Below are 11,711 nucleotides of genomic sequence, written 5' to 3' on the forward strand. Positions count from 1 at the left end.
GCGGCTCAGCCGCGCGGCTCAGGGCCGGACGGGACGATTCCCGCGAGGGCGGCGTGCAGGGGCTCGTACAAGGCTTTGACGAGTGCCCGGTCGAGGGCGGTCACCGGAGTACCGCCGGCGGTGGCGGCGTCTCCCGGCGACGGGGCGAGGTACGGGTCCAGCACGTGCCGCATGGCGAGGAGCAGACTGGTGTGCCAGGTGTCCGGCAGCTTCTTGCGCCCGGCCGCCCGGGTGGCGAACGGGGCGTCCACGAACACGACTCGGGCGGGGACACCGCCGCGTACGAGCCGGCCGATGACCTGCCAGATGACGACGAGCTGGTCCCAGGTGAACGAGATCTTCTCGTCCTCGCTCAGCCGGCTCCAGGCGAGCGGATGGTTGAGGAGGTACCGCCAGCGCGCGCGGGCCCGGGTCCGGAACTCCGCGCCGGCCTCGTCCAGACCCGGCTGTGCGCGGACGAACTCGTCGAAGCCGCCGTCCCGTTGCATACGCGCCACCCAGTCGTTCACCGCCTGCACGGCCAGGGCGATGTCGTCGGGGCGCGGGTGGGGCCGGGCCAGGAAGAACACCGAGCCGATCGCGGCGACTCCCCGGTCGAGGATGTTGTGGCCGCGTTCGACGGCGAGGAGCGGGGCGACGAGGATCTGCGTGCCGGTCGAGGCGAAGTTCGCCACGTCACCGCGGCGCAGCGCCACCACCGCCCCGCCGTCGAGTACCCCGTCCGGGCCCGACTGCCACTCGTGCTCCTGTTCCGCGTCGTCGGAGACCAGACGGCACACCTTTCCGGCCCAGCGCGGGATCCGGTTGAGGATGTCCGCCGCGCGGCGCGCCTCGTCGTAGGAGCCGGTGAGGACGAGGAGCCGGCCGCGCCTCTCGTCGTCGTCCAGGGCGGCGAGTTCCCGTTCGAACACACTGGGCCTGCCGTCGGCGGTGCGGCGGGCCAGCTGGTCCAGCATGTGTTCGAGAACGAGGGGACGCAGGTGGGGCTTGGCACCGGACAGCCTGAGCGGTCTGCCGTCAGGACCGGTCAGGAAACACGTGTTGAACACCGTCCTCTTGATGGCCTCACGCTCCGCGGGCGGCGGCTTGAGCAGCGCGCCGACCTCGGTGAGCACATGGAAGCGGGTGGACCGGCCGGCCCAGCTCGTCCCCGACATGAGCAGCACATTGGGCCCGGGGAGGCCGTCGGCGAGGGTGAGGTCGGGCAGGTGCAGGAGCAGCTCGCGGCCGCTGCCCGCGCAGCGGAAGAAGCGCAGTTCGCCGCTGCGCAGCCGGCCCAGGTCCGCGTTCTCGGGGAGGAACTGGAAGCCGAGGATGTTGCCCATGGGGGATTCGGGGACCAGCGGACGGTAGTCCTCCGGCGGGCGCCGGGACAGTACGTTGCTGGACGCCTCGAAGTTGAGCGCGGCCTCGATCCGCGGCCACATCTCGGTCAGCTGGTCGAGCCGGGTGTGCAGCGCGGACAGGAGCAGGGTGAACTCGAAACGCAGCACCTGCTCCGAGACGCTGCTCCGCGCCCTGGACACGGCATCGCCCGCCAGCGCGAGGAGTTCCCGCTCGACGAGGCGGCGGGCGTTGCGGGGGCGCATGGTGTGCAGGAGCTGACGGGTGAGCCGCACCAGCGCGTCGGCCCGGGGGTCGTCGTGCTCCCGGTCGCCGAGCGGGTCGTCCCGGAACGCGTCGAGGACGGCCATGACCCCTTCGCGGCCCGTGTCGCCCGCCGGGCCCGGTACGTCCGGCCTCCGGGCCTCGGCGGCCTCCGCCTCGTCGTCCTCGTCGGCGATCCGGCCGATCTCCTCGTCCCATTCGGGGGTGGGGCGGTCGGGTGTGTCGGCGGCGTCGGTGTCGGCGTCGGACGGGCTGCCGAACCATTCCGCGACCAGTTTGTACTGGAGGGTCCAGGAGCTGAAGTAGTCGGACTCGACCCATGAGCGCAGGCTCTTGTGGCGCAGCAGCATGTGATAGATGCGGTCGGCGGCGACCGTCACCGTGTGCAGGGCGGCCGTCCACTGCATGACGATGGAGTCGGACAACTGGATGCGTCCGCCCCGCGCCAGTTCGTCGATCTTGTGCCGATGGATCTCGTCGAGCCACGAGTTGGGCGCACGCCCCGTGAGCACGGCGGCGGGCGCGAACATGGTGTCCAGCTGCATCTGCACCCGGTCGGCCTCGTCGACGATGATCAAATCGCTTCTGCGGCAGGCGAGTTCGAGGAAGCGGATGCGCTCCTCGTTCTGGTGGGCGGGCACGGCGCTGTGCACCAGGGCCGCGGGGGTGGCGATCCAGATGTCCGCCGTGACCAGCTCGCGGGTGCCGTGATGACGCGGGCACCTGTTCCACAGGGGGCAGCCGTGGCGCTTGCGCAGGTTCGGGGCCTGGCCGTGCTCCGACTCGTCGACGGCCAGGGCGGTCAGCGGGCGCCGGGGCGCGCGCCGCTTCGGCGGGAACAACTGGGTGCAGGGCGCGTCGCGGTGGGCGAGCGGCTCCGCCGCCTCCACCCCGCGCAGCGCGTCGAGCGGGCAGGCGGTGCTGAGGTAGTCGAAGCTCAGCGCGTCGTGGGTGAGCAGGGACGTCCCGTCGTCCTGGGCGGCCAGGCGGCGGTGGGTGCGCTGGAGATGCTGTTCTCGTGTGGTCGCTCCCAGCACGGGGGCGGCCCGGAGACCGAGCGCGGAGAACAGGGATGTCAGGTGCAGGGCTTCGGCGACGTCGCCCACGACCAGGGTGACCCGCTTGTGATCGGTGGCGGCCCAGACCGCGAGGATGTCGCGAAGCGTGCTCTTCCCGGCCCCGACCATCCCGAGGAGATGGAGCATCCGGTCGACCCGCAGCATCTTCCTCTCCGGCGCGAAGTCGTCCGATGCGGCGTCCCGGACGAACAGTTCGACCCTTTCCAGCCTGCGGCGCCAGTCGCCCCCGTCGGGGTTCCCGGGTCCGCGCAGTTTGTCCTCCATCCGCGCGGCGGTCGCGACGAGTTCGTCCCAGGGGACCTCCAGTGGCTTGCCGCCCGAGGCCGCGGCTCGTCCGAGGGCGTGTCCGGCGCTCTCCTCGGCGGGCAGTTCCTCGGGGAGCACCACCGAGGTCCATGCCTGGCCCTCCAGGAAGCGCCAGCCGCCGGGCTCGGCCAGCGGCAGTGTCCGTGTCCGGTACGGCGGGGCGTCGGCCAGCGCACGGGCGTAGACGGCCCATCGGCCGTGCGCCACCGACACGTTCCGGCGCCGGGGCGGGTCGTCCCTGCTGTCGAGGTCGTATCCGCGCAGCTCGGGCGGGAGAGACAGATAGGCGTCGAGGGACTGGGCCCAGATCCGGCGCCGCCGCAGGGGCCACAGCAGGTGCCGCCCGATCCGCAGCATGCGCTGCTGCTCGGGTGTGCGGGCGTGGCCGAGCGCGGAGGCGAAGGGATACCCGCCGAAGAGGGTCCACCCCGCCTGGGCGGGATGGCCCGGCAGCAGGCGCTCCACCAGGTGGAGCCCGAGTTCGACCTCGCACAGCCGGGACGCGGCGAGCTCCGGATCGGCATCGTCCGCGAAGTGGGGAAGAAACTCCGGGATGAGGTCGCCGCGCCACTGCTCGCGGTCACGCATGGTGGTGCTCCGGTCGGTCGTCGCCCACGGACTGGCCGCGGGCCTCTTCGAGAGCGGCGCGCACCCTCGCCATGAACTGCCGGTGGCTGACCACGGTCGTGCGTTCCCGCACGTCGGGATCCATGAAGCGGCGGACGACGCCCACATAGTCCCGGCGCAGAGCTGTCCTGTGGTCGGGGACGACCAGGAACGCCCGGTCGTACGGCGGCCTGCCCGGCAGGAGCATGGCGTTGCGTCCGAGCAGCGCAGGATTCGCCCAGTCCTTGACGTCCACGGCCCACACCCGCCCGTCCGGCAGGGTGATCCGCACGTCGTACGCGTCGTAGTCCGGCCACAGCTCGGGGGTGAGGCCGAGGCGAGCGAGAGCGCGCTCCAGGCGGAGCTCGGCGAAGCCCGGAGCGGTGACGAACAGGCGCAGCGGCCTGGTGAGCAGCAGTACGCCGCCGCCCTCGGTCTCCTCGTACGCGTGGCCCACGGGAGCGTCCCCCTTGTGCCGGCAGCGCGCGTTCTCGCACCACCAGCCACCGTCCCGCATCGGCGCGAGCAGGGTCCGGCAGCGTCGGCACAAGGTGAACCGGCCGCCCCGTACCCACCCGACGGGGGCGGGCAGGTAGATCTGCTGGAGGAGCCCGTCCAGTGGGGTGAAGGCCGGTTCCAGCGCGATCTCGGCGGCCTTGTCCCGGGTGAGCACGGGGTGTTCGACTAGCAGGCGCCGGAAGGCGGCATAGCTCGCGGGGGCGTTCGCGAGGCGGCAGCGGTCCATCGCCAGGGCGATCAGGGCGCGGTCGATCTGTTCGGTGGCCGAGTCCGGCCGGTCCACGGCCCACTCGTAGCACAGGTCGGTGGGTACGCAGGCGTCCTTGTCGATCAGCCTGTCCTCCGGGGCGGCCAGACCGTCGGGGAGGTCGAGCGGCCATTCCGTCACGGGGCGCCGGCGGCACCAGATGAGCAGGTCACTGACGCTCAGGGGCGGGTCGGCGCCGCGCAGCAGACAGGCCAGCGCGGTGCGGTCGAGGGCTCGTTGCGCCTCGGCCGGATACGGGAGGGTGAAGGTGCCCAGCCCGGTCAGGGCGTCCAGGTCGAGGACGGCGGTCGCCACGGTGCGCAGCAGGGTGAGTCCGTCGTGCGGGACGAGGGGGGAGCGGGCGGCGCCCGCGGCGGTGCGCGTCACCGCGGCTCCCCGAAGGCGGACGCACCCGAGGACGGTGGTGCGGCCGGGCACCAACGGGCCACCTCGCAGCGGGCGCAGTGCTTGCCCGGCTTCGGTGCCGAGGTGGCGTCCCGGTGCCACGGGGCGGCGAGGCCGCGGATCACCCGCCGGGCGGTCGCGACCCGGTCGGTCTGGCGGGGCGAGACGAGTTCCAGGTCGGAGCCGGTCGGCCGCAGGACCTCCACCTCGACGCGCGAGCGGCGCACGTCGCCGCCGAACACGCCCTCGGCCAGCAGCACCAGAGCGAGCGCCGCCTGCGGGTACCGCTCCAGGACGTCCTCGCCACCGCGCGGCGTGCGGTACTTGGTGCTCTTGATCTCCCGCCACACCACCGCTCCGCCGCTGCGGTAGACGAGATCGGGCTTGGTGACGAGCACGACGTCGGCCTCCGGATCCCGGAAGGTGAAGAGCCGTTCCGCGATCACCGGCGCTTCCGGATCGGCGTGCCGCAGCGGGCACACGGCGGCATGGCGGCCGATCAGCCGGGCCCCAAGTTCGGCGTCGGCGCCGGTCAGGTGCCAGCCGTCGGCCGCCCAGTCCGTCGGGTCGGCGGGCGCGTCGGCGGGTGTGCAGGGGCGCCGGGGCGTCCGTTCGTGCAGGCGCTGGAGCCAGGCGTGCACGGCGTGCCCCCGTGTCACGTGGCGGTCGTGCTCACGGCTCTCGTCGTACGGCAGGTGGAGGCGCCGCAGATGCTCCTGGGCCGGGCACTTCGCGTACCTGCGCAGATCCGTGACGGACAGGGTGCGGCGGGGGCGGGAGACATCCGCGATGCCGAGGACGCCGGAGGCACGGGGCAGGTCGGGGCAGGAGGCGGCCAGCCGGCAGGCCGCGCAGCCGGGCCCCGGACGCCGGTGCACGGCGTCGACGGTGGCCCGCAGCCGGGGTGCGGCGAGCCGTCGGTACGCGGCGTCCGCCTCCTCGGGAGTCCCGTCGAACAGCGGTTCACCGACCGAGCCGTCCAGGCACCCGATCTCCACGACCCGGATCCGCCGGGGCGCGGCGACGCCCTGCACCTCGTGCTCGTCCCCCCACCGGGCGGGCTCCGCCGCACGGCCGCCGTACGCGGAGACGTACGCCGCCATGGCGGTCTCCGCCGGATCCCGCTCGGCCCGTCGGCGTCCTCCGCGGTGCACGGACCCGAACCGGAGGAGCCGCAACTCGCACACCGTCCGCTCCCGGTCGGCGTAACACCGCCCCCACGCCCGGAGTTCGTACACCGTGCGACCACCACCGGAGCCGGCCGGTGTACGTGTCTGCCTGACCCAGTACTTGGGGTCCGGCAGCAGCCGCCCCTCCGGATCCAGCGATTCCGCCGCGGCCCGGTACTGCGCCGCGGCATGCTCGGCAAAGCGCTCCAGACCCGGGTGCGAGGGGCGCACCCGGGCCGGATCGTCGCGGATCCGGCCGAACTCCAGGAGATCGAGTCTGCGCATCACGGGGGCGAGGGCGAATGTCTCCAGGTCGTCCGGCTTGTACGGAGTGCGGTGCGCGGCTCGAAGACGGGGCCGGGCCTTGACGGCACGCAGTGTGGGGCAGTCCTCCGCCCCCTCCTTCGCGCCTCCGGCGAACACCCTGATCAAGCGCGGGTCACCGGTGAGTCCTTCGGGCAGCGGCCAGTCGGTCACTCTTTCTCCTCATCTGTTCCCCTGTGAACAACATTCACGGGATGCTACTCACTGCTACCATCCGTGTACGGACGTTCCGTCAGATCCGAGGCGCAGGGCGGTTCTCAGGTGGGTTCGCAGAACGATGTCATCGCCGGGCAGTACCACCTGGTGAACCGGCTGGGGTACGGCGGGATGGGCGAGGTGTACCTGGCCCACGACCTGAACCTGGACCGGCAGGTGGCGGTCAAGCTGGTGCTCCCGAACAACATCGAACGGGAGGAGCGCCGTCACCGGGACCGCTTCAGGCGGGAGGCCAGGACGACCGGCAGACTCGGCCGTTCCCGGCACTTCCCCCAGGTGCATGCCTTCGGTGAGCACGAGGGAGAGCCCTTCCTCGTCATGGAGTTCATCGAGGGCCCCACCCTGGAGAAGCTGGCCGGGAGGCAGCACCCGCTGCCGTTCCGCGGCGTCGTCGCGATCCTGGCCCAGCTCGCCACCGGCCTGGCCTGGCTGCACGACGCCGGACTCGTGCACCGCGACCTCAAGCCGTCCAACGTCATGATCGCGTCGGGCGGTGTCGTCAAGGTGATGGATCTCGGCCTCGTCTTCCTCACCGACCCTTTCGCGACGCGGCTCACCACCACGGGTGCGGCGACCCCGGGCACCGTGGCCTATATGGCCCCCGAGCAGCTGACCGAGGGGCGCGCCGAGCCGCGCAGCGACCTCTACTCGGTCGGCTGCATCATGTTCGAACTCATCGCCGGGGAGTCCCTCTTCGAGGCGGAGACCATGCATGCGATGGCCCGCTGCCACACCGACGAGCCGCCGCGCAGGATCGCGGACGTACGCCCGCAGACACCGCCGTGGCTGGCCGAGACCGTCGACCGGCTGCTGTGCAAGGACCCGGATCTGCGGCCGGGCGACGCACGGGCGCTGTTCGACCTGATCCGGCCGCACCTGGCGATCCTCGAATCGGCCGGCTGCCCCGGACTCGGGGACTACGACCCGACCCTGCCGTGGGTGAAGCCGTGCTCTCCGCCGCCCCTGCCGAAGAAGTCCCCGTCGGACGTGCGACGTCGGCAGGGCTCCGGCCTCGACGACCTGGCGCGCCGCCAGAAGCGCAACGCGGAACTGCGGCGGGACGATCTTCCCCGCATCCGCGCCGAGGCCGGCACGTTCGCGAGGGACGGCGATCTGCGCGGGGCCGTCCATCTGATCGACCAGTGCCTCGACAGCGCGGTGGGCCGCTTCGGCCGTATCGAGTCGGGTGTCGTACGGCTGCGCATCGACCGGGCCGGGCTGCTGCGCGAAGAGGGACTGCCGCAGGACGCGCACTCCGCGTACATCGAGGTGCGCCCTGACGCCGTACGGGCCTTCGGGGAGCCGAGTCCGGAGGTCCGGGAGATCGACGAGGGCATCGAACGGTGCGCGCAGGACGGCGGGCCGCACTGACCGGGACGGCCCGAGCCGGGCGGAGGTCTCCGCCGGACCGCGCGGGACCCGGCCGCCCGGTGGAACGCCGGTACGCTTCACGTCTTCCCCGAGGGACACGGCGGGACGCAGGGAGACAGGCGTGGCAGAAGAACCGACCACGGTGACGGCCACCGGCATCGCCAGGATCGCGGGGGTCGGCCGGCCCGCAGTGAGCAACTGGCGCCGCCGGCACCGGGACTTCCCCCAGCCGGTCGCCGGGACGTCCGCCAGTCCCGCCTTCGACCTGCGCGAAGTGGAGCAGTGGCTCGACCGGCAGGGAAAACTCCGCGTCCTCGCACCGCTCGACCGCCTCACCCGGTGCGCCGAGACGTTCGGCGCGGCGGGACGGCCCGCGGAGGCCCTCTCCCTGGCCGGGCTGGCACTGTTGACCGCACCCGCCGGGGCGCCCACCCCGGACCGGCTCGGCGACGCGGTACGGGCGATCGTGTCGCCCCGGCATGCCGGCCTCCTCCTGACCGGGCTGCCCCACGCGTGGTCGGCGGCCCAGCGGGAACTCCTCGAAGCCGCCCGGCTGGTGGCGCGCGTGGAGGATCGCGTCCGCGTCCTGGAGCACCTCCACTCGTGGTACGCGACGGCCCGGGGTACGGCGGGGCTGTCCGACGTCCCCACCGCCCTGGCCGCTCTGATGCTGGACCTCACCGGCCCCGCGGACTCGGTCCTCGACAGCGCCTGCGGAACCGGTACGTTCCTGCGTCCCGCCATCGAGGGGACTCCGCCCGGCGGGCCGCCACGGATCCTGGGACGGGACCGCCGTCCCGAGTACGTGCGCATCGCGCTCCTTCGTCTTCTGCTGCTTCGTACGCGGGCCGGGGCCGGCCCGGAGGCCGACGGACGGCTGCGTCTGGGGGTGGGCGGTCCGTTCCCGGAGGACGCCTTCGCCGATGAGACCGTCGATGCCGTCGTCGGCGGCCCTCCGCACGGCCTCCAGGACTGGGGCCACGGTCGGCTCGCCCTTGGCTCCCGGTGGCCGTACGGGGGTCCTCCGCCGCGTTCCGAGCCGGAACTCGCCTGGGTGCAACAGGTGTTGTGGCACCTCAGGCCCGGCGGCCGAGCCGCCCTGCTCATGCCCCCGGCCGTGGCCGGACGGTCCACGGGGCGCCGGATCCGCAGCGAGCTCGTCCGGCGCGGTGTGCTCCGGGCCGTCGTCGGACTGCCCCCGACGACGGCAGTCGGGAACAGCAACGGCGCCCACCTGTGGGTACTGCGGCGTCCGGACGCTTCCGGCGTCCCGGACACGGGGGTCCTGTTCGTGACCGGCGAGGCCGTGCGCGGAGACCGGCACGCGTCGCCGGGCGACCCCTTCGACGTGCTGCGCCGGCGAGTCGGGGACCTCTGGACCGGCCACCGCACCGGGCGCGCGGCGTCCGGCCCCGAACGGGTCATCGCCCGACGCGTACCGCGGGCCGAGCTGCTCGACGAGGACGCCGACCTCACTCCGCGACGTCATGTGCCGGGGCAGGACGGGGCGTACACGCTCGACGCCGTGCTGAGGATGCCCGCCGCGCTGGAGGCCAGACTCGCCTCGCTCCGCGTCGCGTTACCACGGCCGGACCGCGCTCCTCGGCCCGATCCGGAGGCCGTGTCCACGGCGACGCTGGGAGAACTCTCGCGGACCGGAGCCCTCACCCTGCACCGCCACCCGGCCCGTGCCGCGGGCCGGGACTCTCCCGGCACCGACCGGCTGGAGCCGGCCCTCACAGGACAGGACGTCGCCACCGGGCGACCCGCTAGCGGATCCGTCCCCGTACGCCCCGGCACCGAGTCGGCCGCCCGGGTACAGGCCCACGACATCCTCGTCCCGTCGCTCGCCGGAGACCTGGTGGCCAAGGTCGCGACGGACGAGCAGATCGGGGCCCGGCTCGGCCCCGGCGTACACGCCGTACGCGTCGACCGGGACCTTCTCGACCCGTGGTTCGTGGCGGGCGCCGTCACCCACCCCGACAACGCGGCGAGAGCCGCGCGTACGTCCGTCACCGCGAGCGGTGCCCCGCGTATCGACGTGAAACGGCTGCGCCTTCCGCTCCTGCCGGTCGACGTGCAGCGCCGCCGGGGCAGCGTACTGCGCGGTCTCGACCGATGGGGGGCGGAGCTGACGCGTACCGCCGAGGCCGGACAGGCGCTCGCCCGAGCCTTCACCGCGGCTCTGATCGACGGAAAGCTCGCGGCGCCGGACGACTGATCCGGTCGTGCGGGACGGCCGACCGGGCCGGGTCATGGCAGGGTGGCGTTCCGCTGTGACTCCGGGACGGTGTCGAGATCCACGGCGTACATGGGCCGTTCGTCGATACCGAGCAGGCGCATCAGCTCGGCTGTCGGGATCCGGTACTGGCGTCCGACCCGCATGATGGAACAGGGAAACGTCCCCTCGTAGACGAGCCGGTACGCGGTCCCCCGGCAGATGCCGAGCGCTCGTGCGGCCGTTCGCAGGTCCACCGTGACCGGCAGTTCGAAGATCTCGGTGAAGCCGAGCTGACGTGACAGCGCCTGCTTCATGCCTGCCTCGCCCTGCGCCGGAGCGTCAAGGTGCCGATCTGCCGTTTCCGGTCGCACGGTGCGACGCGGTACGAGCCGGGGCGCGCTTCCAGGTGCCCGGTCAGCTTGCCGAGCACCTCCTTCCTCACCTGCTGCGAGGCGATCCGGAAACGGAGCGGCGCGTGCGGCCCGGACCGTTCCGGACGGAGGACCTCCAGGGCGAAGTCCTCCCGCTCGCACGGATCCGCCGCCGACCCGTCCGGCGCGGTCCGATCGTCGTCCGCGATGTCCTCCGCCAGGGTGGAGGGAATCTCCCGCAGCCCTGCGCGGGCGAGGCGCCAGGCGCTGCTGCGCGCCGCACCGAGCCAGGTCCGGACCGGGGGAGGCGGTCCGTGCTCCCCGCTTCGCAGCCCTTCCAGGAGGGCGAGTGCCATCTCGGACTCCACGTCGGACCGGTCGACACCCAGCCGCGTGCTGATGCGCCGGACGGTGCCGGTGAGCTGCGGCAGGGCCAGCCAGATCACCAGGAGCCGCCAGGGGCCGCCCGGTGCGGTCTCGGCGCGAGCCGCGCCCAGGGCCTCCTGCCAGATCGAGGAGACCAGCGCCGGGACGGCCGCCGGCCCGTACAGGGCCTCACGGGCTTCGGCGGGGGAGAGCGGGACCGGGGCTTCGCCGTCCTCCGTGCTGACACTCAGACGTGCCTCCTCCGCGGCGCGGGGATTCTGGAAGTGCCGGGTGACCGCGGCGAACAGGCCGCCGGGGGCGATAGGGGCCATGGAATGTCCTCTCTGGGCCCGCGGACCGACGCCGGGGCCAGGTGAACAGAGGCCGGGTGGTGAGCGCGGACGCCCGACCGCTCATCCCCGAAGAAGGGGCAAAACGGTCATGAGTCCCACCTGCCTCAGAATTACACACGAGTGCTGTCGTCTCGGGTCCTCGGTCGGGTGGCGGAGCGGCCGGCCCGTACGGGTACCGGGCCGACTCGCGGGACGGGCGGCGTGCTCCCGGGCGCGGGGCGCCCGCCCGGAGACGGGCGCCCCGCTGGGCCTGGGAGCGGACCGCCTCAGTCCGTCTTGACCGGTGGTGCCTCGTGCGGCGTCGCGGTCTGCGGCGCCGCGAGGTTGTCGGGCCGTACGGTGCGGCCGGTGCGTCGCGGGGTGGGCGGGAAGCCGCCGGACCGCCTGAGGTGGCTGGGGAGGTGTTTCTTCATGGCAATGGATCCCTTCGGACGAAGAGGGAGCCGGTATCGCCCTGTCCGGCGAGCGGCTGACGCCATCGTGCCGGGCCGGCGGGGCCCGCCGCGGCACCGGATCTGACGAAAACCTGACGCGGGTCTGAAGCGGTCGA

8 protein-coding genes are annotated in these 11,711 nt (G+C 73.2%); 2 read left to right on the top strand and 6 right to left on the bottom strand.

Annotation, left to right across the window (positions count from 1 at the left end):
• Positions 1–5: 5 nt before the first annotated feature.
• The 3 genes from A8713_RS24640 to A8713_RS24650 are packed head-to-tail and all read right to left on the bottom strand — an operon-like array spanning position 6 to position 6,416.
• The gene (locus A8713_RS24640; protein WP_064535743.1) at positions 6–3,581 is read right to left on the bottom strand and encodes a hypothetical protein; all 3,576 of its coding nucleotides are present in this window, start codon (positions 3,579–3,581) and stop codon (positions 6–8) included.
• Positions 3,574–4,752, bottom strand: a complete 1,179-nt coding sequence (locus tag A8713_RS24645; protein WP_064537696.1) for a restriction endonuclease-related protein — start codon at positions 4,750–4,752, stop codon at positions 3,574–3,576. The genes A8713_RS24640 and A8713_RS24645 overlap by 8 nt, the downstream gene beginning before the upstream one ends.
• Complete coding sequence (locus A8713_RS24650) at positions 4,749–6,416, bottom strand: PD-(D/E)XK nuclease family protein (RefSeq protein ID WP_064535744.1); 1,668 nt, start codon at positions 6,414–6,416, stop codon at positions 4,749–4,751. Before A8713_RS24650 ends, A8713_RS24645 begins: the two co-directional genes overlap by 4 nt.
• Before the next feature lie 108 nt (positions 6,417–6,524).
• On the opposite strand from A8713_RS24650, the gene A8713_RS24655 reads away from it, so the two are divergent.
• Together A8713_RS24655 and A8713_RS24660 are read left to right on the top strand one after the other, a co-directional pair.
• The gene (locus A8713_RS24655; RefSeq protein ID WP_064535745.1) at positions 6,525–7,850 is read left to right on the top strand and encodes a serine/threonine-protein kinase; all 1,326 of its coding nucleotides are present in this window, start codon (positions 6,525–6,527) and stop codon (positions 7,848–7,850) included.
• A 121-nt stretch (positions 7,851–7,971) separates the two neighbouring features.
• On the top strand, positions 7,972–10,071 hold the full coding sequence (locus tag A8713_RS24660) for an N-6 DNA methylase (protein ID WP_064535746.1): 2,100 nt from the start codon (positions 7,972–7,974) through the stop codon (positions 10,069–10,071).
• A 32-nt stretch (positions 10,072–10,103) separates the two neighbouring features.
• Here A8713_RS24660 and A8713_RS24665 read toward each other — a convergent pair whose 3' ends face one another.
• The 3 genes from A8713_RS24665 to A8713_RS33645 form a co-directional block, all read right to left on the bottom strand.
• On the bottom strand, positions 10,104–10,385 hold the full coding sequence (locus A8713_RS24665) for a helix-turn-helix domain-containing protein (RefSeq protein WP_064535747.1): 282 nt from the start codon (positions 10,383–10,385) through the stop codon (positions 10,104–10,106).
• A complete protein-coding gene (locus A8713_RS33290; RefSeq protein ID WP_064535748.1) occupies positions 10,382–11,140 on the bottom strand; it encodes a hypothetical protein in 759 nt (252 codons plus the stop codon). The genes A8713_RS24665 and A8713_RS33290 overlap by 4 nt, the downstream gene beginning before the upstream one ends.
• A gap of 287 nt (positions 11,141–11,427) precedes the next feature.
• Positions 11,428–11,574 carry a hypothetical protein gene (locus A8713_RS33645; protein WP_159393120.1) on the bottom strand — a complete coding sequence of 49 codons (147 nt, stop codon included), beginning with the start codon at positions 11,572–11,574 and terminating at the stop codon, positions 11,428–11,430.
• Positions 11,575–11,711: the final 137 nt, after the last annotated feature.

Origin of the sequence: Streptomyces sp. SAT1 (assembly GCF_001654495.1) — a bacterium.
Lineage (GTDB): Bacteria > Actinomycetota > Actinomycetes > Streptomycetales > Streptomycetaceae > Streptomyces > Streptomyces andamanensis.